This window comes from Bacillus mycoides (genome assembly GCF_000832605.1).
Taxonomy (GTDB): Bacteria; Bacillota; Bacilli; order Bacillales; family Bacillaceae_G; genus Bacillus_A; species Bacillus_A mycoides.
In genome coordinates this window covers 3,060,218-3,085,167 of sequence record NZ_CP009692.1, presented here as the reverse complement: position 1 = coordinate 3,085,167, position 24,950 = coordinate 3,060,218, and the positions used below count along the sequence as shown (strand labels likewise).

At 33.6% G+C, this 24,950-nt stretch carries 30 protein-coding genes and 2 pseudogenes; 9 read left to right on the top strand and 23 right to left on the bottom strand.

Going from position 1 to position 24,950, the window contains the following annotated elements; all coding sequences use genetic code 11:
- Nucleotides 1–23 precede the first annotated feature (23 nt).
- Nucleotides 24–881 carry a glycine betaine ABC transporter substrate-binding protein gene (locus BG05_RS17845; RefSeq protein WP_002085124.1) on the top strand — a complete coding sequence of 286 codons (858 nt, stop codon included), beginning with the start codon at nucleotides 24–26 and terminating at the stop codon, nucleotides 879–881.
- A gap of 53 nt (nucleotides 882–934) precedes the next feature.
- On the opposite strand, the gene clpP is transcribed toward BG05_RS17845, so the two are convergent.
- Nucleotides 935–1,516, bottom strand: coding sequence for an ATP-dependent Clp endopeptidase proteolytic subunit ClpP (gene clpP / locus BG05_RS17840; RefSeq protein WP_002127729.1), 582 nt, complete (start codon nucleotides 1,514–1,516; stop codon nucleotides 935–937).
- Nucleotides 1,517–1,536: 20 nt separating this feature from the next.
- Nucleotides 1,537–2,223 carry an RNA polymerase subunit sigma-70 gene (locus BG05_RS17835; protein WP_033734059.1) on the bottom strand — a complete coding sequence of 229 codons (687 nt, stop codon included), beginning with the start codon at nucleotides 2,221–2,223 and terminating at the stop codon, nucleotides 1,537–1,539.
- Nucleotides 2,224–2,366: 143 nt separating this feature from the next.
- On the opposite strand from BG05_RS17835, the gene BG05_RS17830 reads away from it, so the two are divergent.
- The 3 genes from BG05_RS17830 to BG05_RS17820 all read left to right on the top strand — a co-directional run bounded on the left by BG05_RS17830 (nucleotide 2,367) and on the right by BG05_RS17820 (nucleotide 3,894).
- A complete protein-coding gene (locus BG05_RS17830; protein ID WP_001125405.1) occupies nucleotides 2,367–2,687 on the top strand; it encodes a 2Fe-2S iron-sulfur cluster-binding protein in 321 nt (106 codons plus the stop codon).
- A 4-nt stretch (nucleotides 2,688–2,691) separates the two neighbouring features.
- Nucleotides 2,692–3,354, top strand: a complete 663-nt coding sequence (gene rpiA / locus BG05_RS17825; RefSeq protein ID WP_033734057.1) for a ribose 5-phosphate isomerase A — start codon at nucleotides 2,692–2,694, stop codon at nucleotides 3,352–3,354.
- 105 nt (nucleotides 3,355–3,459) lie between these two features.
- Nucleotides 3,460–3,894, top strand: a complete 435-nt coding sequence (locus BG05_RS17820; protein WP_002189834.1) for a GNAT family N-acetyltransferase — start codon at nucleotides 3,460–3,462, stop codon at nucleotides 3,892–3,894.
- 212 nt (nucleotides 3,895–4,106) lie between these two features.
- Here BG05_RS17820 and BG05_RS17815 read toward each other — a convergent pair whose 3' ends face one another.
- The 17 genes and pseudogenes from BG05_RS17815 to BG05_RS29785 form a co-directional block, all read right to left on the bottom strand.
- On the bottom strand, nucleotides 4,107–5,474 hold the full coding sequence (locus BG05_RS17815; RefSeq protein ID WP_003189842.1) for a lytic polysaccharide monooxygenase: 1,368 nt from the start codon (nucleotides 5,472–5,474) through the stop codon (nucleotides 4,107–4,109).
- 438 nt (nucleotides 5,475–5,912) lie between these two features.
- Nucleotides 5,913–6,473, bottom strand: a pseudogene (locus BG05_RS17810) (phosphatase).
- Nucleotides 6,474–6,549: 76 nt separating this feature from the next.
- The gene (locus tag BG05_RS17805; protein ID WP_003189835.1) at nucleotides 6,550–7,746 is read right to left on the bottom strand and encodes a macrolide family glycosyltransferase; all 1,197 of its coding nucleotides are present in this window, start codon (nucleotides 7,744–7,746) and stop codon (nucleotides 6,550–6,552) included.
- A 92-nt stretch (nucleotides 7,747–7,838) separates the two neighbouring features.
- The gene (locus BG05_RS17800; RefSeq protein ID WP_033734055.1) at nucleotides 7,839–8,516 is read right to left on the bottom strand and encodes a formylglycine-generating enzyme family protein; all 678 of its coding nucleotides are present in this window, start codon (nucleotides 8,514–8,516) and stop codon (nucleotides 7,839–7,841) included.
- Nucleotides 8,517–8,548: 32 nt separating this feature from the next.
- Nucleotides 8,549–9,067 carry a DNA topology modulation protein gene (locus tag BG05_RS17795; RefSeq protein WP_033734054.1) on the bottom strand — a complete coding sequence of 173 codons (519 nt, stop codon included), beginning with the start codon at nucleotides 9,065–9,067 and terminating at the stop codon, nucleotides 8,549–8,551.
- The gene (locus BG05_RS17790; protein ID WP_003189829.1) at nucleotides 9,064–9,993 is read right to left on the bottom strand and encodes a phosphotransferase enzyme family protein; all 930 of its coding nucleotides are present in this window, start codon (nucleotides 9,991–9,993) and stop codon (nucleotides 9,064–9,066) included. The genes BG05_RS17795 and BG05_RS17790 overlap by 4 nt, the downstream gene beginning before the upstream one ends.
- A 26-nt stretch (nucleotides 9,994–10,019) precedes the next feature.
- Nucleotides 10,020–10,406, bottom strand: a complete 387-nt coding sequence (locus BG05_RS17785) for a ribosomal maturation YjgA family protein (protein ID WP_003189827.1) — start codon at nucleotides 10,404–10,406, stop codon at nucleotides 10,020–10,022.
- A gap of 81 nt (nucleotides 10,407–10,487) precedes the next feature.
- On the bottom strand, nucleotides 10,488–11,198 hold the full coding sequence (locus tag BG05_RS17780) for a class I SAM-dependent methyltransferase (protein WP_033734052.1): 711 nt from the start codon (nucleotides 11,196–11,198) through the stop codon (nucleotides 10,488–10,490).
- A 21-nt stretch (nucleotides 11,199–11,219) separates the two neighbouring features.
- Entirely contained in the window at nucleotides 11,220–11,573 is a 354-nt protein-coding gene (locus BG05_RS17775) for an MmcQ/YjbR family DNA-binding protein (RefSeq protein WP_003189824.1), read from the bottom strand.
- A gap of 14 nt (nucleotides 11,574–11,587) precedes the next feature.
- Nucleotides 11,588–11,992, bottom strand: coding sequence for a GNAT family N-acetyltransferase (locus tag BG05_RS17770; protein ID WP_003189822.1), 405 nt, complete (start codon nucleotides 11,990–11,992; stop codon nucleotides 11,588–11,590).
- Between the two features lie 35 nt (nucleotides 11,993–12,027).
- Entirely contained in the window at nucleotides 12,028–12,444 is a 417-nt protein-coding gene (locus BG05_RS17765) for a GNAT family N-acetyltransferase (protein WP_033734050.1), read from the bottom strand.
- Nucleotides 12,445–12,478: 34 nt separating this feature from the next.
- The gene (locus BG05_RS17760; RefSeq protein ID WP_033734048.1) at nucleotides 12,479–12,850 is read right to left on the bottom strand and encodes a hypothetical protein; all 372 of its coding nucleotides are present in this window, start codon (nucleotides 12,848–12,850) and stop codon (nucleotides 12,479–12,481) included.
- A pseudogene (locus BG05_RS17755) lies at nucleotides 12,847–13,047 on the bottom strand (serine hydrolase); the annotation flags it as partial. The gene BG05_RS17760 and the pseudogene BG05_RS17755, both read right to left, overlap by 4 nt.
- Before the next feature lie 179 nt (nucleotides 13,048–13,226).
- Nucleotides 13,227–13,739, bottom strand: coding sequence for a GNAT family N-acetyltransferase (locus tag BG05_RS17750; RefSeq protein WP_002147366.1), 513 nt, complete (start codon nucleotides 13,737–13,739; stop codon nucleotides 13,227–13,229).
- Between the two features lie 61 nt (nucleotides 13,740–13,800).
- Nucleotides 13,801–14,808 (bottom strand): HAAS signaling domain-containing protein, encoded by a 1,008-nt coding sequence (locus tag BG05_RS17745; protein ID WP_033734045.1) that lies wholly within the window; start codon nucleotides 14,806–14,808, stop codon nucleotides 13,801–13,803.
- Nucleotides 14,795–15,142, bottom strand: coding sequence for a PadR family transcriptional regulator (locus BG05_RS17740; protein ID WP_003189810.1), 348 nt, complete (start codon nucleotides 15,140–15,142; stop codon nucleotides 14,795–14,797). Before BG05_RS17740 ends, BG05_RS17745 begins: the two co-directional genes overlap by 14 nt.
- 189 nt (nucleotides 15,143–15,331) lie before the next feature.
- Nucleotides 15,332–15,664 (bottom strand): DUF952 domain-containing protein, encoded by a 333-nt coding sequence (locus tag BG05_RS29785; RefSeq protein WP_016095585.1) that lies wholly within the window; start codon nucleotides 15,662–15,664, stop codon nucleotides 15,332–15,334.
- 82 nt (nucleotides 15,665–15,746) lie between these two features.
- Between BG05_RS29785 and BG05_RS28800 the strand changes: the two genes are divergently transcribed.
- The 3 genes from BG05_RS28800 (at nucleotide 15,747) to BG05_RS17725 (ending at nucleotide 16,976) form a co-directional block, all read left to right on the top strand.
- Nucleotides 15,747–15,953, top strand: a complete 207-nt coding sequence (locus BG05_RS28800) for a hypothetical protein (RefSeq protein ID WP_003189808.1) — start codon at nucleotides 15,747–15,749, stop codon at nucleotides 15,951–15,953.
- A gap of 72 nt (nucleotides 15,954–16,025) precedes the next feature.
- Entirely contained in the window at nucleotides 16,026–16,163 is a 138-nt protein-coding gene (locus BG05_RS30865; RefSeq protein ID WP_000882914.1) for a hypothetical protein, read from the top strand.
- An 84-nt stretch (nucleotides 16,164–16,247) separates the two neighbouring features.
- On the top strand, nucleotides 16,248–16,976 hold the full coding sequence (locus BG05_RS17725) for a hypothetical protein (protein ID WP_003189806.1): 729 nt from the start codon (nucleotides 16,248–16,250) through the stop codon (nucleotides 16,974–16,976).
- 64 nt (nucleotides 16,977–17,040) lie between these two features.
- Here the strand turns inward: BG05_RS17725 and BG05_RS17720 are convergent, their stop codons facing one another.
- The 4 genes from BG05_RS17720 to recQ all read right to left on the bottom strand — a co-directional run bounded on the left by BG05_RS17720 (nucleotide 17,041) and on the right by recQ (nucleotide 22,696).
- Nucleotides 17,041–19,116 carry a HelD family protein gene (locus tag BG05_RS17720; RefSeq protein WP_033734042.1) on the bottom strand — a complete coding sequence of 692 codons (2,076 nt, stop codon included), beginning with the start codon at nucleotides 19,114–19,116 and terminating at the stop codon, nucleotides 17,041–17,043.
- Nucleotides 19,117–19,187: 71 nt separating this feature from the next.
- Nucleotides 19,188–19,976 (bottom strand): class I SAM-dependent methyltransferase, encoded by a 789-nt coding sequence (locus tag BG05_RS17715; RefSeq protein ID WP_003189802.1) that lies wholly within the window; start codon nucleotides 19,974–19,976, stop codon nucleotides 19,188–19,190.
- 193 nt (nucleotides 19,977–20,169) lie between these two features.
- Nucleotides 20,170–20,553 (bottom strand): gamma-glutamylcyclotransferase family protein, encoded by a 384-nt coding sequence (locus BG05_RS17710; protein WP_003189801.1) that lies wholly within the window; start codon nucleotides 20,551–20,553, stop codon nucleotides 20,170–20,172.
- Nucleotides 20,554–20,578: 25 nt separating this feature from the next.
- Nucleotides 20,579–22,696, bottom strand: coding sequence for a DNA helicase RecQ (recQ, locus tag BG05_RS17705; protein WP_002013002.1), 2,118 nt, complete (start codon nucleotides 22,694–22,696; stop codon nucleotides 20,579–20,581).
- 1,092 nt (nucleotides 22,697–23,788) lie between these two features.
- Between recQ and BG05_RS17700 the strand changes: the two genes are divergently transcribed.
- Nucleotides 23,789–24,412, top strand: a complete 624-nt coding sequence (locus BG05_RS17700; protein ID WP_002127750.1) for a hypothetical protein — start codon at nucleotides 23,789–23,791, stop codon at nucleotides 24,410–24,412.
- 129 nt (nucleotides 24,413–24,541) lie between these two features.
- Nucleotides 24,542–24,898 (top strand): hypothetical protein, encoded by a 357-nt coding sequence (locus BG05_RS17695; RefSeq protein WP_002012999.1) that lies wholly within the window; start codon nucleotides 24,542–24,544, stop codon nucleotides 24,896–24,898.
- The last annotated feature ends 52 nt before the right edge of the window (nucleotides 24,899–24,950 follow it).

Sequence of the window (24,950 nt, the reverse complement as noted above, 5' to 3'; positions counted from 1 at the left end):
AAAAGCTTCACAGGAGGTTTTGAATGCGAAAAAAAATATGGATTATAAGTCTGTTACTATTTATTAGTATGATTTTCACTTCTTGTAATGCAACAAATGCAAATTCGAAAGGAAAAATTAAACTTGGTGTAACAAGTTGGAAAGAAAATATCGCAACCGCAAATATGTGGAAAGTTTTATTAGAAGAAAAAGGCTATAAAGTTGAACTCATGTATTTAGAAAAAGCTGCGATATGGACTGGCGTCGCACGTGGTGATGTTGATGCGAATCTAGAAGTATGGCTTCCTGTTACGGATAAACCATTAAATGCCCGTTACAAAGATGACTTCGTCTTAAAATCAAAATGGTATGAAGGTACTGGGCTTGGTTTAGTCGTCCCTTCTTATGTGAAAAACGTTAACAGTATTGAAGATTTAAATGCACATAAAGATGAGCTAGATAATAAAATTGTTGGGATTGAACCTGGTAGTAGCCTAATGAATTTAACGAATAAAGCAATGAAGGAATATGATATAAAACTAAAACTTGTCCAATCTTCAGAAGCTGCGATGATGAGCGAACTAAAGAAGGCATATACGAAAAAGAAACCAATCGCTGTTACGCTTTGGAATCCTCATTGGGGCTTTTCAGAATTTGACTTAAAATATTTAAAAGACCCTAAGAAAGTATATGGTGAAAAAGATGACATTTATTACTCCGTTCGTAAAGGTTTCGAAAAAGATCATCCGGATATTGTGAAATACTTTGATCAATGGAAAATGAACGATGAACAACTTGGTACGTTAATGGTCATGTTAAATAAAACGAAAGATCCAGAAGAAGCTGCTCGAAAATGGATAAAAAAGAATCAAGCTTTAGTTGATGAATGGATAAAAGAATAAAGAATGACAAAAACAGGCTAGAGAATTTAGTATATTCTCTAGCCTGTTTTACGTTATTTTTTCTCAATAACTGCATCAACAATTCCATATTCCTTCGCTTCTACTGCCGTCATAAAATAATCTCTTTCTGTATCATGAGCTACCTTTTCTACTGGTTGCCCTGTTCGATTAGATATAATTTTGTTAATATCATGTTTTAACTTTAATATTCTTTTTGCTGTAATTTCAATCTCCGTTGCTTGCCCTTTTACACCGCCGAGCGGTTGATGAATCATGATTTCACTGTTAGGGAGCGCAAATCTTTTTCCTTTTGCGCCAGCTAATAGTAAAAGCGCACCAAATGATGCCGCAAAGCCCATACAAAGTGTTTGCACATCTGGTTTAATAAGGTTCATCGTATCTAATATTGCAAATCCCGCTGTCGTTGAACCACCCGGACTATTGATATACAGGAATATATCTTTTTCTGCATCTTCCGCTTCTAAAAACAATAATTGTGCTACTACACTGCTTGCAACTTGATCGTTAATTTCTGAACCAATCATAATAATTCGGTCTTTTAATAATCTTGAATATATATCATAGGAGCGTTCTCCTAATTTCGTTTGTTCTATTACGTAAGGAATTACACTCATTATAAATCCCTCCATCTGTTTTATGCCGCATTAAGCATACAACTGTAAGAAGAAGATTGTTTCATACTGAAGAATAACACTGGTTGTATTGATGGTAACTTAGTGAAATCTATTGTTGGGAGAAGTTTCGTCAACAATTCAGGTCTTTCTTCTTGAATAGAAGTTACAACGATTTCAACATCATCCGTGTACTCCACTATTTCAATGCCTTCTTCATTTACAGTTTTCAGCCTATTTCTACTCCTAAATAAAGATGCTTTCACTGCCCCTTCTGATACAGAGCATATTTTTGCAATATCCGCGATACTATATTGAAAAACATCCTTCAATAATAAAATTACGGATTGTTGCACATTTAACGAAGACAATACTTTCCCTACCATTTCATGCAAATCTGCAATTTTTCCATGTGGTTCTTCAAATGTATTTTGCTGTTCTAACTTTTCTTGAACGGATTTTGATTTCATTTGATCTAACCATTGATTTCGAGCAATTTTATACAGAAGCGTTATACAAATTTCCTTCTCACTATACTTTTGAAGAACTTTGCAAATTGCTTCTTGGGCAAGGTCTTCCCCATCCCATTTGTTTTTCGTCAAAAACGTACAGTATCTTTTTACCTCTGCATAATGTGTAATTAAAAAATTTATATTTGAATGATTCATATCGATATGATCCTTTAAAACCTGAGTTACTTTTGTGCACAAAATAACCACTCCTTTTCAGCGCTTACTTAATAAACGATTGAACAAATAAAAAAGTTACGGGGCTTATAATTAATTTTATGTTTATGTTCATGAATACGGGTCATAAATATGTTATATAGCATTTTACATGAGGAGGAATCAATTTGCCAAAATTAACAGTTGAAGGTACCGGAACTTTCGATATTAAAGAAGGAACGAAATTAGTATTAGCACTTGAAGATAACGGTGTACACATTCTTCATCGTTGCGGTGGCAAAGCAAGATGTACAACTTGTAGAGTTGAAGTCATTGCAGGTGATTTTTGTGAGGCGACAAATGATGAAAAACAAGCTATTACGGAAAAAGGAATTGAAGACCACTTACGATTATCGTGCCAAATGCGTGTACATAAAGATATTACCGTTCGCCCTATACTTACAGTTGAAAATTCCGGTTTAGATGCTGGACCACGCCCAGCGGAGTAAAATGATGAATTTAAAACAGCTTGCAGGCGAATATGCTGCTGGCTTTGTAAGAGATGGTATGACGATTGGACTTGGTACGGGTTCAACCGTATATTGGACGATACAAAAGTTAGGTCACCGTGTACAAGAAGGGTTATCTATTCAAGCTGCACCGACATCAAAAGAAACTGAAGTATTAGCAAAACAATTATCTATTCCGCTAATCTCTTTAAATGAAATTGATATACTTGATCTCACAATTGATGGAGCAGATGAAATCAATAATGATTTACAATTAATAAAAGGTGGCGGTGGTGCATTACTTCGCGAAAAGATTGTTGCCACCTCCTCTAAAGAACTTATTATTATTGCAGATGAATCCAAACTCGTTTCACATTTAGGTACCTTTCCACTTCCTATTGAAATTATCCCCTTCTCTTGGAAGCAAACTGAAAAAAGAATTCAATCTTTAGGATGCGAAACGTGTTTACGTATGAAAGATGGCGGACCATTTATAACTGATAACGGCAATTTAATTATTGATTGTATTTTTCCAAACAAAATATTGAATCCAAATGATACACATACAGAGTTAAAGATGATTACCGGTGTAGTTGAAACAGGATTATTTATCAATATGACGAGCAAAACGATCATCGGAACAAAAAACGGTATAAAAGAATATTAAGCATTTTAAAGGCTGACTTTTGCAAGTCAGTTTTTTCTTTTATAGCATTACAGTATGATATACTATGAAAACACATTCATATCACACTAGAAAGGGCTGAACAATTTGCAATCCAAACTCATAACAGAACTTACAGATTTAGAAACTGCCTTTCACATTCGAAAAGAAGTCTTTGTAAAAGAACAAGGTGTCCCTCTTGAAGATGAATTCGATACATATGACCAAATTGGCGAGGCATGCAAACATATATTAGTTTATTATAATGAACTTCCTGTAGGAACTGGCCGTATACGATTCGTTGACGGAATGGGTAAACTAGAAAGAATTTGTATTTTAAAAGACTATCGCAAATACGGATTAGGCAAAGTAATCATTCAAAAGTTAGAAGAGATTGCTCGTAACAAAGAAGCAAACAAAGTTAAACTACACGGTCAAACACAAGCTGAAGGGTTTTATGAAAAATTAGGCTATCAAACTTCTTCCGACGTATTTATGGAAGATGGAATTCCACATATTCTTATGACGAAAGTGTTATCATAATAGAAAGGTTACTATATGATTCTACATTATGTATTCGTATAGTAACCTTTCTGTAGCTTATTCGTTTGAAAGTCTCTTTGATGAATATTCTAGATTAATACAAAAAGACGACGCTGAATACGTCGTCTTTTTTATAAGCAGAAAAGTTAACTCTCAAACTTCCTTTTTTTGCATCAAAGCCCATCATCTTTCATTTCATTTTGAGGTAAAGCTTACACTGTTTTCCATAAGGATAAAGCAAAAATCCAGTTTGGATCCCCATGTCCTTCATAATTCTGGACTGCTTCATACACTTTTCCCTCGTGTAAAACTCTATCTTCCTTTTTATATGCTTTCTTTGCATCCCACGCTTCATATGAAGCGCTTTCAGTTTTTGTAGTAATTGTGAACGTATCACTTTGTACGGATTCATTTCCAACTACATCCACTGCTTTCACTGCATATTTATAAGTAGTATTAGCGAGTAAATTTTTATCCATATAAGAAGTCGTATTGGATGTTGCAATTTTTTTCATTGTTCCTTCTATTTCTCTATAAATATCGTAATAGTCTACTCCAACGTTATCATCAGATGGGCTCCACATTAGATCCACACTTGACGCTGTTGTTCCCATGCTATGTAATCCTTTTGGTTGTGTTGGTGCTTCTGTATCAAGAGCTTCAACTGTTGTTTTCACTGTAAGCGCTGTACTTTCTTTCGATACATTGCCAGCTGCGTCAATTGCTTTTACAGTATAAGTATATTCTGTGCTTGGTTGTAATTTCTTATCAATAAAATAAGTGCCTGGTACTGTGTCAATCATCTCTCCGTTACGGAAGATTTGGTACCCTTTTACTCCTACATTATCCGTAGAAACGTTCCATGTTAGTTCTATACTATTCGCTGTTACTTTTTGCGCCTGAATTCCATTTGGAATACTTGGCGCTTCTGTGTCTGGTTTCACATTATTGATGAGATTCACATCAATTACATTATAGAACGCATTTGCTGTATCAGCTACATCCCATACAGCGAAAATCACATGATATCCACTACGGTCAGTAGGTACATTGATTTTATGAGTTAAATTATTTGAAGCTGCAGAACCATCATGTTGTACAGTGCCAATTGGCTCAAAGTCTGCTCTTGTTAGTGCTTTATTTGGATTCCATCCTTTTTTTGTAATATAGTAGTGCCATTTGCTTGTTAAGTGAGGTGCTGTATACTTCCAAGTAAATGTATTTTCCCCACCAGTGATTGTATTTTTAAACCAACGATTTGCTGTTTGTTGATCTAAAATACCGCCAAATTTTCCACCTGCAGAAGCGATTTGCCCATCAACTGGGCCACCTTGTGGGAATCCTTTTGGAGCTTCTAAACTTTGTGGTTCATACATAACACTTCCGCAGTTTACATTTAGAGCACCATAAGTTGGACTACATAAAGCGGAACGGCTACCAGGCTTTTCAACAAAGCCGTGCGCGTATGCATTTTGAGGAATAAGTGTCGTGCTGATAATTCCAGCTGTTAATGCAACAGCTCCTATACTTTTTTTGTTCATTTTCAAGTTTTGTAGTTGTTTTAAAAATCGATTATTCATGTTCCTGTCCCCTTCTTGTTATACTTCGTAGTGTAATGTGGGCTTTGATGTAAAAGAATAACAAGAGTCAATCTTATTTCGTGTATGCGTAAATATGCATACACCGTCGTAAAGAAACATTTCATTTCTTGTGAAATATTTCACTTATGGAATATATCATGACATAGAAATCACCTAAATGTGTGCAGAAGTTGTGCAGAAACAGTGAAATTACTACTAACACGTAAAACTACATCCTAAATTTATAAAGTAAAAGTGAGCAATAGAAATTGTAGTACTTGTAATGAAAAATTTTAGGTATATATATGGATGAATTGCACCAAGTCGTCTTGAAACCCTTCATCGTTAACTTAAAACGCATGGCAATGTGAGATCACATTATTTTAAAACAACGTGCCATCTCCATTTTCCATATATCTTTCTATCAATACTTTGAAATTACTTATCACTTGTAAACATTTCCGAATCCGTCAATATAGTTTCATAAAACTTATCATATTCTTCACTGTATTGAAGTTTTAACTTTTCTATTAAACTTGTATCTGGTGAAACAATGTCAATAACGTCTGTACTTATATACAATTAATAAGTATCGTTATAAAAAGAAATATACGCTTGCTGACCACCATTAACGACATACTTGCAATACTTATATACTTCATCTTCATGTACACCTTTAATCGTAGTAAATATGATTGTACTTTCAAGATCATCAACGTCTACTTTCGTTTCTGTCCAATTCTTAATCTTCATGAACCTCCCAATTTTTGTTTTCTCATTTATTCTCTTACTTTTACCATATGTTATGTAACCGGAAATAAATGAAACATCAATCGTATCAGGACTTTTAAAAAGTTCAGTCAAAATCCCTCTTAATCCTCTCAAATTACTCTCAAATAATTCTATATCGAATCTAATTCTATTTTTCGCCTCCACTTGAAAAAATGGTGTAGCTGTCATATCAGCAAAATTTACATCTAGTATTTTCATTCTTTCCATTTCATCAATTCCTCGCTTCATATAACATAAAAGTGTCTATATCATTTAATATAGACACCCTTTCACATGTATAGTTTTAATAACAGCCTGTAAATTTAAAAATTTCATCAACAGCTTGCTTATACCCACCTGATTTTCGGAAAGACTCCTTCATATTCAAAACAGTTTCTTTGAATGAAGAGTTATTTAATACTAGATCTACACTCTCACGTAGTTGACTCTCCGTTAATCCTTGCATTTGTAATGTAACCCCTGCTCCGAGATTCTCAACTTGCCTTGCGATTACTGGCTGATCTGCACTTTGCGGAATTACAACGAGTGGAACACCGTTATATATCCCTTCATGCGTACTGTTCATACCGCCGTGTGTAATAAATAGTTTCGTATATTTGAGAAGTTCAGTTTGTGGTACATAGTTTTTCACAATGAAGTTTTTAGGGATATTACCTAAATCACTTATTTCCGTTTTGTTGCCAATAGACATAACAAGTGTATGCTTACTATTCTCGAACGCCTTCATACAAAGTTTATAAAAATCAAGCGCTTCATTAAAAACAGTACCTAATGAAATGTAAATCAGGCTTTTTTCTTCAATTGAAGTGTAATCAAAACCTTCATTTTTCAATTGTGTAGAGATAGATGGACCCACAAATTTGAATGTTTCATTAAATGTATCCCCAAAAGGTTGGAACTCCTTAATTGTATACACAATAGTAAGTGAAGCTGGATTACAGAAAACTTCATACGGTGAGTTTATATTAACACCATATTTTTCTGTAATTCCATTAGTTAAGTTTTCAAAATCATTATGTATTCTATCCTGAACTTCCAGTGGGATATTTTTAGAAAGATGGTCTAACATTTGTTTAAATGATTTTTCATCTTGTGCAAAAGATGTGCATGAATTTATGGCTGGAAGATTAAGAATTTGGGCAATTAAGCGACCACAGCCAAACATCGAATCATGAATAATATAATCAAAATGTTCACCTTCAATTTGTTCTAGAACACTAGGTATTACAATATCAGCTGTATGTAGAAGGCCGTTTATTCTTTCCTGTAAATAATTTCGACCACCGGAAAGAAATGCTTTTATAAATTTTTCATCATCAATCGTTCGTACAGTAGCACCTGTCTTCTCAATACGCTCCCTGAAAGCCTCTATTGAAAAATAAACTACCTCTTCACCGCGAGAAATCAGTTCTTCTACAACATGTAATGTTGGATTTATATGTCCTTCTGATCCAGCGTTAATGAATAAAACACGTGCCATTCAAAACACTCCTTAAATTTTAAAATTTCTATGTTGTAAAGAGTATGGATACTTTCCATACTCTTTACGGAGTTATATGTATCATTTTCCTGCTAAATTGACCTAGCAAGCCTAAAACCGAGATCATCTATATGAAACGTAGGATGACTACGACGGCGACAAGTGGCACCGCAACCTCTAGCTGCTTCAGCCCAACTACCACCACGAAAAATGCGGTATGACCCGTACACTGTTTCATCATACAAATCATAGCACCATTCCCAAACGTTCCCTAACATATCATAAAGTCCCCATGCATTCGGCTCTTTTTTACCGACGTCATGAATTTGCCCACTTGAATTTTCATTATACCACGCTATTTTCTGAAGTTCCCCATACGTATATCCCGTCGTACCTGCTTTACATGCATATTGCCACTCTGCCTCAGACGGTAATCGATAGCCATTTGAATGCAAGTTACAACTAACCTTTTTCCCATCATCTTGTATAGAATAATACTCTGTAAACCCTGCTATTTTAGACAGTAAATTACAAAAAGCAATTGCATCATGCCATGAAATATTTACAACAGGTTTATTACCATTTTCATTACCATTTAGTGCACGATTCGTAATTGCGTAATATAATTCCGCTGTTACAACATACTTTGCAAGAAGAAATGGTTTTATTTGAACTTGCCATTCTTTTTTTATTCGATCATCTCTTAATTCTACTTTTCCTGTTGGAATTTTCACCATATTAGAGTCAACCGGGCCAATGAATCTATTCAATCCTATCCCCCCATGTTACTTCTTTTTATAATCTAACTATTTATGGTATCGTGCTTCTCTAAAAATAGTCTTACTTCATTTGAAGATTTTAAAATAATAACATCTTTATCCTTACTCAATTGATTTAGCCTCTTTAAAATTGAAGGTCGTTTCGTTTTAGGATATTCCCATATCCATTTGAAAAATTGCAAGTCAAATCTTTCTTCACATCCAGCCCCCATATCCGGTCTTGTTTTATTCCGATATTGCACAATTCTTTTAAAAGCACGATAAACACAAATTGTTCTATGAATATCAAGAAAGATAATTGTATCAGCTGCGTTAATTCTTATGTCCATTGTCCCGCCATAATTCCCATCAATAATCCACTTTTCCCCTTTAACTAATTCATTTTGAACCGTTCTTTGCTCCTCTTTCGGTACACCCTCCCAATTTGGTTTCCAAAATAGTGCATCAAGATGATGCACCTTAATATTTAATTTATTCCCTAACTGTTTTGCTAATGTAGATTTTCCTGAACCACCAGAACCTATTAATATAATTTTTTTCATATGAGTACGCTTCTTTCTATAGATTCTTCAATATCTTCCTTATTAGCAAAAATCCATAAAAACATCTCTTCATTTAACTTTAGTAAATCTTTTAACTGAACAAAATAAGTAATAAATATAATTTGAATTGAAAGCATTACATACCAAATTGATTGTAGTTCTGCTCTCGTTAAAATGTTTTGCTTATAATATCCTTTAAAAATTTCACTTACAATTTGTAACCATTTCCCTCTTAATGTTTCATCACTAAATATCTCACTTAAAATACTTGTACAGCAATAGCATAAATCGAATACTCTAACGTTTTCTTCTAGAAGCTCAAAATCGATAAACCCTTGAAAATCACTTTCTCTAAAGATTACATTTGATAAGTGCATATCGCGATGAATAATTTGTTTCGGTAATGAGTGAACCGTTTCCTTGAAAGCTGTATGTATTTGATCCATTTTTTGAATTACATCCTGATGAACATGCTCATTCTTTACTAAATTCGGTAAAGCCCATTCGTATACCACTTTATATAACTCTCTTTTTATTAACTCGTTAGCACTATTCACTGAATTTAGTTCGTGATGTAAATTAGCCATTTCCTCTCCAATTGTGCTTCCTAGCACTTTTAGCTTTTCTGTATCTTTGATTTCTAGTACACTTCCGGCAACATATTCGTACAAACAATAATTCTTCTCTTTATACAATACGTACCTTTCATCATTTCTCGTTTTTACTAATTTTTGTACTTTAACTCCTTTTTCATCAAGCTGTTCTAATACATTTAGTTCAACTAGAAACTGTTTTATCGATCCCTTTCCCTTTAAAATATACGCCTTATTATTACAATGAATCTTCGTTACGTTTGGTTGAATTTCAGTAGCTGTGACACCTTTATCTTGAAACCAAAACTTTGCAATTTCTAATATATCCTTCATGTACAAATCCCCCTTTTTAAAGTCACTTATTTCTTCCGTAGCATAAACTCACAAAACATTCCAATCCCAACACCAATTGTATAAGCAACTAGATCACTCCATAAAAATCCGTAACCTAATACGAGTCCACCTAAAGTCGTTGCTCGAATGCTATCTATCCATTCCGCATGGTACAATTGACTAATTTCAATCCCGTAGCAAAATATCAAACTAATAAAAGCTAATTTCCTCGTTTCTATTTTAGGAAACAAAAATCCGAATCCAACGAAAATCATTAACGCCCATAAAGCATCACCTAAGTAATCATTTAATAAATCAGGTAACGCAAAAGCAAACTTTCTTGAACTAAGGCCTAAAATAATAACAACTATAGTAAACATTGCATATAGTAATCTATTTCGTTTCGTATTCATTTCAAAATCTCCTAATATATAATGTAAAACTGCAAATAGCTAGTAAAATATAATCATTTTACTAGCTATTTATATACGGTTTCACTTTGTATTCTTCGCTTTTATAATAAGGAAATGCGGGTTAGTGTTTAAATAATAATATGATTTTTCATCTACTTCCTTCATCTTTTCAATCGGTTTCGGCTCGACTAACTCTTCTAATACAAAATTACTCGTTGTTTCATTTATAATATCTTGAAGTGACCTTCTAAAGAAACTTACTTCAATTGTAATATTAGGTTTCCGCCAAGTATCTACTAACAATTGCGTTTTAAAATAATCTTCACACGGAAACTTTGTAAAATCCATAAATGGGTGATGAACGGAATACACAAATAAACCACCTGGTTTAAGGACGCGATGAAACTCTTGAAATACATTACTCCAATTTTGCAAGTAATGAAGAGTAAGCGAACTTACAATCATATCAAAAGAATTATCTTCAAATGGTAATGTTTCTTGAAGGTCATGACAAAGAAATGTTGCTTTATCACCTGTACTTTCCTTTGCGGCTTTTACCATTTCAGAACTTACATCAATTGCTGTAACGTTTGCTCCTCTTCCTACGAATTGAGAAGTATACCATCCAGCTGCACATCCAGCATCTAGTATTCTCTTCCCTTCTAGTTTCTTTGGAATAATCTCCATCATCGCTGGTCTTTCATAATAACTGTTATATGGATTTGCCAAATCTAGATTTTCTTTATATGTACTCGCTAATTTATCATACGTATCTTTGATTGAGTCTTTCATTACATCCACTCCTAATACATATTAATCCAATAACTCTTGCTGCTTTTTCTTTGAAAATGATTGCAGTACTAACTCATACGACCAATCTATCATCTTATTAATTTGTTCTTGTCCTACATCTTTATGTATGTACACTGTATTCCAATGCTTTTTGTTCATATGATATCCAGGAATTATTGTTTCTGGGTAATCTTCTCTTATTCTTAATGCGAGTTCTGGATCACATTTTAATGTAATTGCAGCTTTTTCACCTTCTTCATGGTTCACTATCGCAAATATTTTATTATTGAGCCTCATACATGTTGCACTCCAGCCATCCGGAGAATCTTCTGTCGCTTTTCTTTTCGATAAACAATACTCTCTCGTTGCATTCATTCTTCTGGCACCTCTTATTCTTCCACTATTTGATTACGATGCATCACAATTTGCTTCGTCGCTTTAAATTGCTGTTCACCATAAAACTTTATTAGTTTCTCTCCGCAAAATAGACTAACAATATCAATATGAGATATCTCTTCCAGTAATATTGTAAGCATATTCTCTCCAATACCTTTATTTCTTACACTTTCATGTACGACAACATCTTCTATGTACGCTCGAAAAACACCATCTGAAACGACTCTAGCAAATCCAATTAATTCATTTTCTTCCCATACTCCAATTGCTATACTATTCTTTAACATTTTTTCAATATCAATTTCTTTTCTTTCCGGCCACCAGCCGACTGAATCATAAAGCTTCTTTATTTTCTCTGCACAGATTGGTTGTTCATGTTGTAATTTATACGTGTACATTTTCTTTCTCCTGTCAAACAGTTTACATAACATTATTATAATCTCTTTTCTAAAAAGTGCTGACTATGCCCTTTCGGGTGATCTTCAACGACACCATACTCTCGGTAGCCGTGCTTTTTATAAAATTCTGGTGCTTGGAAACTAAATGAATCTAGTAATATGAGTCTACATCCTTTTTCCTTCGCAATGTCTTCGATTTTATGTATCAGTTGACTTCCATAACCATCATGACGAACCGATTCATCAACCCATAAAAAATCGATATGAAGATGATAAAAATACATCGTTCCTGTAACGCCGCCAAAGATTTTCCCTTCCTCATCTTTCACTACAAAGCTTACTTGTTCCATCGGCTGTTTTACTTCATCTGTTAAGATGGACATATTATATTGAATTACTTTATTTTTAATGTATTCTCCTTCAGTGCGTGTACCGTTCTCTATATGTTTCATATACATTGCTTCCTTTCAACTTAGTAAGTTACATTTAATTTTTATTTCGTCTCTTTAAAATACTAATGAACACAAATCCACCATATGTAACAAAGCATGAAAAACCAATTATCCCAGGTACAGAGACATAGCCTATTCTTACATAACTTATAACTGCAAAACTAGTAATTAATATTAAAATAGATGGCCAAAATATAAGAGCCGTTTTTCTTCGTCTCTGTTTCGATGTACTTTCTTTCTCTTCAGAAACACGTGTGCCAAAAAGCAATACAATACAAATAAGAATCGCTGCAAAGTAAATTGTATCTAATGACAAAGTGTGATCGTATAGTGCAATTCCAACTTCAAGAGCAATAATCGTTACAATTAGAATAATAATTGTTGAAGTCTTTAAGTTTCGTTTCAATCGCTCACTCCTAGCATGCTTTCACTATATTCTTTGTATATGTATTTCAAAGCTGTTGTAATAGTTTCATCAACCTCTATATTATGAACTCGCTCGGGTAAATCTTCTCCTCCAATTACATAAAGAAACGGGAGTTCATTAAACATTCCCATTATACCAATATTTATTGTAGCTGTGGGCAATCCACCTGTCATATATATTCATCTCTATTTCTATATTGTTTTATCACCTCTGAAAATTCGATATAAAATGTAAAAAACCTTTTTTTGTTTAATTATGTTGGTGAATATAAAAAGATAGCATGAGATTTCTTCATACTATCTTTTGAAATATATACAATTTCTTTTTAAATTTATTTGTACCGTAATAAATATCTCTATTCTTCTATAGGATTCTCAGGCCCGTTAAGCTCCAATTGATAAAAGGCTAAATCCAGCCATCTATTAAACTTATAACCAGCTTTTTGTATTGTTCCGGCATGAACAAATCCATAATTTTGATGCAAGGCAATACTTTTCTCATTTTCCGCATCAATTCCAGCAATTAAGGTCATATATTCTCTTTCTTTTGCAAATGTGATTAATTCTTCCATCAAAGAGGACCCAATACCATTTTTTCTATATTCCTTATCAACATACACAGAATGTTCAATTGAATATTTGTAGGCAGGCCACGCTCTAAATGGGCCGAATGTCGCAAATCCTACTACTTTATTATCTAGTTCGTATACGAAAATTGGATAGCCATCAGCCTTTTTTTGTTCATACCAATCTATTCTATTTTCAAGGGTTACAGGTTTATACGCATATACAGCTGTTGTATAAACTATCGCATCATTATAAATATCTAAAATACATGCTAAATCTTTTTTTGTTGCTTCCCTTATCATTGTTTTCTTCCTTTCATAATGGTTATCTTCTAAATGGTTTCATATTATCGGAATTTCTGATTCATTTCCACATACGAATACTAGCTTTTCGGAAACCATCAAATATATTAATCGCAGCGGACAACGTATAAATGATAATTCCACCACCAACTAACCACGTTTTAAATCCCTCTGGGGAAATCGTAAACACATTTGCCACATACGTAATGAATCCTTCGTTAAATAAATGAGGATTTACTACAATTATAATGAATACTATTGTTCCGGTTATTTGAAGAATTGTATTTCCAATTGCCAATCTTGTCGTCCATTGTCCCTGTACTAACTTATAAAAAGATATAGCTACTTCGAAAACGATCATAACCACAACGATTGGCCAGTATTGAAGTAAAACATCTTGATTAAACGTTGGCACTACAAATTTCAGGCCATTTTCAGTACCTTCATATACGCCAACGAGATGATTCGCATAAAAGTAAAGTGTAGCCCACACTGCTGTCCACATCAAACCTCCAAAAACTTCAAACTTTGAGATTGACTTTTTCTTTGGAACATACGAGATATTTTTCAAATCATCAGGAGTCCATTTTTTTAAACTTGTCGTCAACGGTTGGGTACCTTTGTCTTTATCTGTTCTTTCTAAAATAGCAAATACAAGTGTCAACCAGAAAAATACATGGAGGCCTACTTCGACAATTTCCCCAATGCCTTTACCTATCAATTGTAAAATAACATTTAATACTGCTTGATCACCAGTATAGCCTATAAAATTTTCTGCAATCATCGCAATGAGTGCGATAACAGCTGCAATTGGTATAATCATTTTTAATAACGTCGTATATACATCAAAATAGCGTGGTCCAATTAAATGCATCGGTCTATCCAAATACCCATTAGCCAATGAAACTGGGCTCCCCAATTTTTCAAGGACACTCTTTACATCTTCCTCATTGTATTCATCAGGTAACATATCCTCTATAGTTGACCGAAGTTCTAGTGTAATATCTTCACGATTTTTTTCAGGTAATCTCTTCGCAACCTCCTGAATATAAACCTCAATTAAATTCATTCTCGTCCTCCTCCTTTAATAAGTTATAAAGTTCTTTCGAATCCTTTATCCACTCCTTTTTCAATTGTAAAAATATCTCTAATCCATATTCACTTAAAATATAATACTTACGAGGTCTACTCTCCGTTTTATCCCAACTACTCGTCACTAGATCCTGCTTTTCTAATCGGCGAAGTAGTGGATATAAAGTACTTTGATCTATCATGATTCCTGATTGCTCCAATAATTGGACAAGCGAATATCCATATTGCGGCGTTCTTAGTTGACTTAAAACCGCTAATGTCAATGTCCCTCTCCTTAGCTCAGTAATTAATGAATTTAATAAAGTATCCATTCACCCACCTCATTTCCATTACTATATGTCATACAGTATGTGTTTTATACTATGTATCGTACAGTATAGTTGTGACAAAAACAATATATTTTTATAAAAATCAGAAAATAAGAAAAGCACAAACTATATAATTTGTGCTTTTCTTATTTTCTTGCAGCTTACTAACAAACTTAAATACCATTAATACTTTTAACTATGTACCTCTGGTAATATAAACTCTCCTTTTTCTTTAGAAAATGGGACAACCTCTACAATCGCCTCAACATTAATTACTCCATATACATGCGGGTATTCTTGACCGTTTGAAGCAAGTTCATATTTTATTTCTGCTTTTACAAGAGATGGATCTATTGTAAGTAATAAAACATCTTTTTCATGATTGAAATGTTTTTGAGCAACTTTTAAAGCTTGGTCTAATAATGAACAATGAATAAATCCCTCTTCTTTAAGTGAAGCTTCATTAATCTCTCCAATGTTTTTCGCGATTCCCCAATTTCTTTTTGTTATTACTTTTGTAATAATAGTTACTCTCCTTTTTTAATATATGTAATGATATAATAATACTAAAATTTTCAACACATGATTAATAGATTGGAGACTTATAATGGATAAAAAATTAGAAGAGATCATTGTAAAATCATTTTTTACTAAACGACTTCAAGATAGAATCATGTTTGAGCTTTCTTCTACTAAAAAACGTAAAGATGCGATAGGTCGACTTTGCCATAATTACAGAACTACGTTACGTGAAGAATATATGATTGAAATTCCTAAACCTAATTCGTGTCCAATTGATATAGGTCGTCTGTAAAAAAAACATGGGGCCGATGATTCTTGCTACGCCATATCATGGGACACAAAAATTGAAGGGAAAACCCTCCCTTTGCTAGACGCATTAGAGGCTGCTGTTGGAATGGGAATGCCTTCTATTCTATACTCAATTACAAATCAAGTTGCGTATTTTGAAGCAGAACAAGAAACACTTCCATCACCAAGATTTATACTTAAACGCACATATTAAATCATATAACTCCAGTGAATTTTTTCTATATGCTTACGTTATTCAATTAAAATAGCATTTTATCGGGATGGAGATACATAACTAATGAGTAAAAATCACACTGCACTACAAGCCATTATTATACATATGAATACAAATGAGAACTGGCATGATTTTATTTCTTACTGTCAGCAGCTCGAAGCAGGACTACGAAAATTAGCTTTTAAGCATTTAGAAACATTTATTTCAAATGCAAAGAAATGGGAACTCAAAGAACAACAAGAGTTTGCTATTATGCTGTTTACTATTTTAGATACATCAAACGAAAAAAATGAAGTGTTAACTTTCCCACTAAATCGTTTTCTAATAGACATTCTATATCGATGGATAGAAAAGGATCCATCTGATTCAAGACCTTTTAGATGGATGGGACTTTATATGGGTTCCGGAAATACTGATGAGGATTTGGAACAACTTCTCCAAAAAACCATTGAATTAGGTGGCGATACAGAACAAGAGGCAATGATACATCTTGTTTCTTACTATATAAGTAGCTTAGAGTTTGGTACGCATGAATTTCCATCAGGTTATTGCGGAGATTTAAACGAATGTAAAGAAAAACTTCCCTATATGATTCAATTAATTGAGAGAATTCGGGATGAGAACATAAAAGAACAAATAATATGGCAAACACAAGAGCAACTAGACTTAATTCTAGATTGGTTAAAGAATACACAAAATCCGGTAGATGCTGTTCGTCTATGGGAAAAAGAGCAGATTCAGGAATTTGAGAATATGATATTTTATTATTTAAAAAACAGCTTAGATTGTTAATTCATATACCTTTTAACTATAAAAAGAGGATTTTCATGAACTACTAGAAAATCCTCTTTTTTATTTATTTTAATCCCTTAATTAAAGGTGATACTTCCCCGCTATAGAAAATCCATAAATCATGAAGCGACCTTGTACATCCGACATACAATAATTTCGCATCATGTTTTGTATTTTTGTAATGTTCTTCATCAACGTCGATTAGAAGTACGGCATCAAATTCTAACCCTTTCGCCAAGTATACTGGTACTACCGAAATACCACCTTCATACTTGCTTTGATCTGCTTCAATGACATTAACTGTCAACCCTACATTTGTTAATTTCTCATATATATCACGGCATTCATCATCTGTTCTACCAATTACCGCGATTGTTTTCACATCTTCATTTTGCAAATGCTGTAATGTCTTTAAAACTTCAGTAAATTGGTCCTCTGCCCGGATTACTTTCACGTCTTCACCGCTACGGAAAACTGGTGTTGCGAGTCCTACTGGAATCTCTGCATTTTTAATTATTTCATTCGCGAATTCAATAATTTCTTTTGTAGAACGATAACTTCTCGTCAGTTCATAATAACCTGCTTCTTGGAATACTTCCTTAAAAGCATTCCAGTCTTCAATTCCTTGATAATCATAAATCGCTTGAGATAAATCACCTAATATGGTGAAAGAATTACCTAGTGTAATTTCTTTTAATACATACACTTGGAATGGTGAAAAATCTTGTGCTTCATCAATAACGACGTGATGAAACTTCTGTCCGATTTCAATTCCATTTATGCGATGGTGTATGTAAATTAAAGCTGGTAAATCTTCTACATATACTTCTTTTTTACGGCAATTCTTTTCTGTTTCTTGAACAAGTTCTTCAGGTAATACTTCGAGTATTTCTTTACTCTTCATCATCGAACTATATAGTGAAAGTGGGCTCATTTTTGGCCAAAAATTCATATATGTGTTTAATCTCTTTGTTGCTTCTTTTTTTAGTAACTTTTTCTCGTTTGTTTCTCCAAACTTTTTAAGTTCAATTTCAATCCAGCGCTTCATTCGGCCGACTAAACGTTCTCTTCTTTTCTTTAATGGATAATGTTTATATTCAACTTGCATCCATTTTTTAACGTCTTCCACTGGAATAACTGCTTTATCCCATGCCTCAAAATCTTTTGTCGGTACTAATTCTTTTTCAAATTGAATCATTCTTTCTTCAATAAACGACTTAAATTCCAGCGTGCCTTTTAATTTTCCGAGCATAACCTTTTTTTCATCGCGATTAATTGAAAAAGCTTCTTTCAATTTTTCTTCTGTCTGCTTTAGTTTCACCGAACCATCTAACGTACGTAATGCCCAATCTGGAAACGTTGTTTGACTAATATTTCCTACCCCTAACTCAGGAAGTACACTCGAAATATAGTCTAAAAACAAACTGTTTGGAGCGAATACGATCATTCTCTCCGCTTCAAGCTGTTCACGATATTCATAAATTAAAAAAGCAAGGCGATGTAAAGCGATCGTTGTTTTTCCGCTCCCTGCAACCCCTTGAATTAATAATGGTAAGTTTCTTTCCGCACGAATAATATCATTTTGTTCCGATTGTATAGTCGAAACGATATCTTTCAATTTATTATCTTTATTCTCGCCTAATCGATATAGAAGAAAATCATCAGCATGCGAGACATCTTCATTTCCTTTCACATATGTATCAACAACACGTTCTAATTCTCTCTTTCGAATCGAAATATTTCGCTTTAAATAAACATCGCCTTCTACTAATCCGTCTGGTGAATGATAAAATGCTAATTCATCACCACCGGTAAATGAATAAAACATACTTGCGACAGGTGCACGCCAATCAATTACAATTGGTTTCATCGTATCTTTATCTGAAACACCTACTTTACCGATGTAAATCGGCATAACTTCTTCCTTGCCATCCTCCTGAAAGTCTAATCTTCCAAAATACGGCTCATGTACACCAATACGTAAGCTTTGTCTATTAGACTCCCTCATACTTTCAAGAATTTGCTCTTTAAAATCTTCTCCATAATAAACTGGGATTTTTTCAAGTTGCTCTAATTGCTCATCCATCGTACATAAAATATCTTTCATTTTCTGTAATTCTTCTTCAAATATGTTACTCATTTGATGATTCCCTCCTGCCCGTTCCAATTTTTCAGTCGAGATACAATTGTATGAAAAATCCATTCATAAAGTCAATAGTTTAAGTAAGAATTTTCTAAAATATAAAAGAGTAGAGATAAATCTCTACTCTTCTTTACTTTAATTCTATATGACAAACATTCATTTAAACTTGCCAGTTCTTTATATTTCCATTGTTCAAAATCAAATGCTCCCCCTGGGAAGAATCCTACAATACTTAAACCTGCTTTAGCACATAAATCACTAATCTCTTCAACTGTATAACAACGTAAAGACTGTGTCACAATCTCATTAGGTTGATTAGGATCCCACCAATGATCTAACATTCTTTCATTTATACTATCGTATTCATATTTTCGCATAGCTGAACTTAATAGCATCTCTTGTCCACTTACCTTTTTCCAATACAAAGATTGATAAATATCAATAAGTGCACATCCATCATCCTTCATCCAATCTTTAATCCGTTTTAGTAGAAACAATTGCTCATCATTTGTTCCTACACCAAATCCATCTAAATAACTAACCACATCAAATTTTTCTTCAAAGTTAATTTTATAAAAGTCAGCACAGTGAATAGCAATGTCATTAGTAGAATGTTCTTTGGCAAACATAACCAACTCTTGTACAAGCTCAACAGTAGTCATTTTTATATTTAACTTAGACATCGCCCTTGCAAATTCACCATTTCCTGCACCAAGTTCTAACATCGTTTGAAATGGATATCCGACTTGTTCTTGCACCTCTTTAGCAACCTGCTCTATCCAGCTTTCTGTGTTTATATCATAATTCGACAGTTCAAATTGTTTTTTGTAAAATTCCTTCACATTTAATTCGTCCATTATTATTCTCCTCTCGCAATAGATTTTTCTACTACAGGTGAGAAACTAAATTTCTGATACCCATGAAAAATCCCCCGTATTATTTCCCTATATTTACATTTCATCAAAATAATAAGAATTTTAAAAGTATAAATTCAAAAAGCAGATAATGGATTATTCCACTATCTGCTTTCACATCATTCTATTGCTTTTTTTATTTTCCCTTTTGATACTCCACCCAATCACCAGAAATAATAACTTTCTTTAACATTTCTCTATCTTGAGCAACATACACATATGCATGTGTTTCTATATCCCCAAAATAAATAGTTTGGGTAATCCGGTCATATAAATCACTCTCTGCATTACCTGTATATTCTTCAAGTTCATCTAATTTTTGCAAAACATCACTATTTACTTCATAAACTTCCCCGTATACTTTTTCCTCGTTTGAACAAATCATTGCAGGATACCCCTCGTTTGTATCAAATAATTTGCCATACGTCCATGCTCCGTCTACGATGCATGTTGCACCTCGCATATAATGAGCATTCGTTTGCTCTTTTCTTAACGTGCCATACACGAAAACGTGATGCATAAATCCCTATCCCCTTTATATGTCTCTACTTTCTAATTTGTAAATAAGCACGAATCATAAAGTAACTCACTTCATTTGGAAGTTGGTCCTTAATCGATTTCAGACCACCCTCTGCATTTTGCACGGCAGTTTCAATCAGTGATTCATATTCTGCAGGAACAAAACTGTTCCAGTCTACTTCCATTCCATCTTCAAAGCAGCGAATTAAATGATTTTCAATTGTTTGTCTTGATAAGCTACGTTCTTTAGCAATTTCATCTAGATCAATGCCTTGTTTATACATTTCATACGTTTCTAAATGAGAATTCGCTGACGCTTTTCCTGATTTTTTACTCTCTGAAACAACTTCAGTCTTAATTGTTTCCGCATAGTTTGGGTTATCCTCAATAAAGTGCTGAACTGCTTGTAAGAAGTGAGACCCGTACTTCACAAGTTTGTGTTCTCCGATTCCTTTTACAGTTAGGAGTTCGGAGTCACTTTGTGGCATTTTCGCACACATATCTTTTAACGTTTGGTCAGAGAAAATAACGAACGGTGGTACACCTTCTCCTTGTGCAATTTCTTTACGCACTTCACGAAGCACTTCAAATAAAGGATGGTCTTGAACAATTTGTCTCGTTTCTACTCGTTCTTTGCGTAAAACATTCTCTTTACCAAGTAATACTTCTTTTCCTTTTTCCGTTACTTTTAATGTTGGATACGTACCATGTTCAACTGCAATTAACTCATCTGAAATTAAAAACTCAATAAACTCACTGACTTCTTTTACACTACGGTTTGATAAAAGACCGTACGTTGGCAAAGTATGAAAATTAAATTCAATGACTTTCTTATTTTTAGATCCAGTTAATACTTGTGCAATCATTTGCTTTCCGAATCGTTGGTTCGTCCTAATCATACAAGATAGTACCATTTGGGATTCTCTCGTCACATCGATACTTTCACGGTCGTCCGTACAATTACCGCAGCGACCACAATCTTCCTTCGGCTCTTCTCCGAAGTATTGCAAAATAAATGATTGTAAACATTGTTCTGTATGACAGTAATCGGTCATATTTTGGAGTTTTTCAAGCTCATTTGAAAAACGTGATTCTCCAGTTGATTGATCGATTAAAAAGCGTTGTACTTGCACATCTTGAGAAGAATATAACAAAATACATTCACTATCTAATCCATCACGACCAGCACGTCCTGCTTCTTGATAGTAACTTTCCATATTTTTTGGAAGTTGATAATGGATAACGTAACGTATATTCGATTTATCTATACCCATTCCAAATGCAGATGTTGCCACCATAACACTTATTTCATCTCGTAAAAAGAGTTCTTGCTGTTCATTTCGATCGTGGTCGCTCATACCAGCATGATATTTCGATACAGAAACTCCTGCTTTCCCTAAATCTTCATATAACTGATCGACAACTTTTCTTGTAGCTGCATATATAATCCCAGATTCCTTCTGATTTTGACGAATATAATCCGCTAAATAAGCATTACGATCCTGTCCTTTAATGACAGAGAATGATAAGTTCTCGCGCTCAAACGTTGTCATAATCGTGTTTTCTTGATTAATTCCAAGCGTGTTGCAAATATCTTCACGAACTTGTGGTGTTGCCGTAGCAGTTAACGCTAATACGAGCGGCTTTTCTGGAAGATAATCTAATATGCGATGTATATGTAAATAACTAGGACGGAAATCATGTCCCCACTGCGAAATACAGTGCGCCTCATCAATTGCAATCATCGGGATTTTCATATCGATAAGTTGATCAACAAATTCCATTGAATCAAGACGCTCAGGCGCCACATAAAGTAACTTATAATGGCCTTGTTTCGCTAATTGAATTCGTTGATTTGCTTCTGTAATAGAAATAGAACTATTAATATAAGTCGCTGAAATACCGTTTTGTACTAATGTATCTACTTGGTCTTTCATAAGTGAAATCAAAGGTGAAATAACTAATGTCGTTCCTTCGAATACTAATGCGGGAATTTGATAACAAATTGACTTACCACCACCCGTAGGCATAATACAGACTGTATCTTTCCCATCTAATACATTTTTAATTGTTTCATCTTGTCCTCTTCGGAATGACGAATAACCGAAATAAGACGCTAAAAGTTCTTGTGCTTTTGTAAACAAAAAAGAGTCACCTGCTTTTCTTTATCTTTCATCTATTCCCATTATATCATCAAACTGATTCTCGCCACTTTGAATTTTATAAGTATTTGAGTTCTATTTGCTTCCTACGTTTTCCAACATAAAAAAACAAATCTAGTACACAAGAAGAAAGAATTTCAAAATAAATATTCATTTAATTTACCTTCCTAGAATACTACTAATCGTATACATATGAATTTGAGGAGGTTAAATTATGAAGAGTCGTTACAATAATTCCAACAAACCTAAAGCATCAAATAAACAACTCCAATTCTCTAATAATGATGCGTGGAAATATGAATCATTTTATAAGTATCAGCCCTTATTTTCTTATAGCAAGCTTATGAATTTCCTTTCTCAACTTTTTAAACGTTAATACATGTGCCAAATATATATCATTCAAACAAATTTTCTCAACATATAACTTATAGACTTACTACAATACAGTTGTTACCATATATAATAATCTGTTAGATAAACCCCTTATGTTGACCTGCTTAAATTAGCAGGTCTTTTTTTATACTTACATATTGCAATGTATCGTAGCCTGGCTGAAAAGTCTTTTCTCCATTTTAGAACCCTATTCCGCTCTCCACAAATGATTATAATTCCAAAAAGCAAAATATAAATCCGCTACATTCATACAAGCAATTCATTTTTTCTCAATACACAAAGTGAATTTCATTTGTTACTATAAAAGTACTCTAGATGAGTTTTTGCTCATCAACATTATCTAGTTAAAGGGATCTGCCGCGGGAAGCAGATCCCTTTAACTTTATTAAAAAGCACCCTTCTCATTTGGACACATTTACCAGGTTTTTTTGAAAGAATTTTATGTTAATATTACGTAGTCGAGTCCGACATCTCGGCAATACCCTTTTGAGGTCCTGCAATTTCCCTTGCAGGACCTCTATTATTTTAAAATTCTTTTTATTCATATATATCATAAGTGTATTTTTTATTCCCCTTCAACTTTCTCCTTTTCCAACTCTCAAAAAATCTCTTGGACACGTAACTTAAAAATAACGTTTATCATATTGTGAGATATACATGTTCAAAGGAGTGTAACTATTTATGTATACTTATTGGCAATCGTATTACTCCCCTTATCATATCACTAATGGAAACTTCGATTCATTTGTACGAAATTACCGAGTTAGTAAAAACGAAAACTTTCTAAAAGGATATATGCGTTCTTTATGGGAACAACACGTTGCTTGGACACGATTAGCCATTATAGGCATCATCTTTAACTTGCCCGACGTAAACGTTACCGTTGGACGTCTTCTACAAAATGCAACACATATGGGGCTATCACTTGAACCATTCTACGGAGAAAATGCAGTAAAAAAATATAGTGCATTAATTAAAGACCACTTAACAATCGCTGCTGATCTTGTTAAAGCCGCAAAAGCTGGTGATCAAAACGAAGCAGCCGCTATAGAAAAGAAATGGTACGCTAATGGAGACGAAATTGTTGAGTTTCTAACTAGTATCAATCCACATATAGAAAAAGAAGAATTTAGAAAAATGTTTTATGAGCATTTAGCGTTAACGAAAGCGGAAGCACTTGCCTTCCTAAATAAAGATTATGATGCCAGTGTAAAACTATACGATAAAATTGAAAAAGAAGCATTAGAAATGGCCGACATGATAACAGACGCAATCGTAAAACAATTTCCGCAAGTATTTCAATAAAAATAAGCCGATTTGAAAAAACAAATCGGCTTATTTAGTTTTCTATCAATGATATTTCACTACTCCTCTTTACATTTAACGTATATCGATATATTTTATTAATATCCGTTTTTTATAGGAGGAAATAGTTTGATTAACGCAATTGGTCTCGTATTTATTCTCACAAATAAGCACGAGAAAAAGAAGAAAGTTTATCTGAATGAAAAATTCGCATTAATAGACATTATTGATTCTAAAGAAGTATTTGATGATGAAGGTAACTCATTAGTAGAACTAACATGTAAATACAGCATATACTTAGATGAAAAATACTATTGTAAATCTCTCGATGATTATACTGGACAAGTATTCCCCTTCTTAAGCACAAAAATAGGAAAGGGACTTCTTAGAAACTTAAATTATTACTTTTCTTACGTTGATGCCTATGATAAAAAACCACCTGTTAAAGAAATAAGACCGCTTATGAAACAAGTAACTAACAGATAGCGGACAGTATCCAAAAAGAAAGCACCTAACTTCAGATGCTTTCTTTTTTTGA

Bases quoted from the DNA above. Each gene is read 5' to 3' on its own strand.
- BG05_RS17845 (WP_002085124.1), top strand. From the start codon at position 24: ATGCGAAAAAAAATATGGATTATAAGTCTGTTACTATTTATTAGTATG.
- clpP (WP_002127729.1), bottom strand. From the start codon at position 1,516: ATGAGTGTAATTCCTTACGTAATAGAACAAACGAAATTAGGAGAACGC.
- rpiA (WP_033734057.1), top strand. From the start codon at position 2,692: ATGAATTTAAAACAGCTTGCAGGCGAATATGCTGCTGGCTTTGTAAGA.
- BG05_RS17815 (WP_003189842.1), bottom strand. From the start codon at position 5,474: ATGAATAATCGATTTTTAAAACAACTACAAAACTTGAAAATGAACAAA.
- BG05_RS17805 (WP_003189835.1), bottom strand. From the start codon at position 7,746: ATGGCACGTGTTTTATTCATTAACGCTGGATCAGAAGGACATATAAAT.
- BG05_RS17795 (WP_033734054.1), bottom strand. From the start codon at position 9,067: ATGAAAAAAATTATATTAATAGGTTCTGGTGGTTCAGGAAAATCTACA.
- BG05_RS17790 (WP_003189829.1), bottom strand. From the start codon at position 9,993: ATGAAGGATATATTAGAAATTGCAAAGTTTTGGTTTCAAGATAAAGGT.
- BG05_RS17785 (WP_003189827.1), bottom strand. From the start codon at position 10,406: ATGAATACGAAACGAAATAGATTACTATATGCAATGTTTACTATAGTT.
- BG05_RS17780 (WP_033734052.1), bottom strand. From the start codon at position 11,198: ATGAAAGACTCAATCAAAGATACGTATGATAAATTAGCGAGTACATAT.
- BG05_RS17775 (WP_003189824.1), bottom strand. From the start codon at position 11,573: ATGAATGCAACGAGAGAGTATTGTTTATCGAAAAGAAAAGCGACAGAA.
- BG05_RS17770 (WP_003189822.1), bottom strand. From the start codon at position 11,992: ATGTACACGTATAAATTACAACATGAACAACCAATCTGTGCAGAGAAA.
- BG05_RS17765 (WP_033734050.1), bottom strand. From the start codon at position 12,444: ATGAAACATATAGAGAACGGTACACGCACTGAAGGAGAATACATTAAA.
- BG05_RS17750 (WP_002147366.1), bottom strand. From the start codon at position 13,739: ATGATAAGGGAAGCAACAAAAAAAGATTTAGCATGTATTTTAGATATT.
- BG05_RS17745 (WP_033734045.1), bottom strand. From the start codon at position 14,808: ATGAATTTAATTGAGGTTTATATTCAGGAGGTTGCGAAGAGATTACCT.
- BG05_RS17740 (WP_003189810.1), bottom strand. From the start codon at position 15,142: ATGGATACTTTATTAAATTCATTAATTACTGAGCTAAGGAGAGGGACA.
- BG05_RS28800 (WP_003189808.1), top strand. From the start codon at position 15,747: ATGGATAAAAAATTAGAAGAGATCATTGTAAAATCATTTTTTACTAAA.
- BG05_RS17725 (WP_003189806.1), top strand. From the start codon at position 16,248: ATGAGTAAAAATCACACTGCACTACAAGCCATTATTATACATATGAAT.
- BG05_RS17720 (WP_033734042.1), bottom strand. From the start codon at position 19,116: ATGAGTAACATATTTGAAGAAGAATTACAGAAAATGAAAGATATTTTA.
- BG05_RS17715 (WP_003189802.1), bottom strand. From the start codon at position 19,976: ATGGACGAATTAAATGTGAAGGAATTTTACAAAAAACAATTTGAACTG.
- BG05_RS17710 (WP_003189801.1), bottom strand. From the start codon at position 20,553: ATGCATCACGTTTTCGTGTATGGCACGTTAAGAAAAGAGCAAACGAAT.
- BG05_RS17700 (WP_002127750.1), top strand. From the start codon at position 23,789: ATGTATACTTATTGGCAATCGTATTACTCCCCTTATCATATCACTAAT.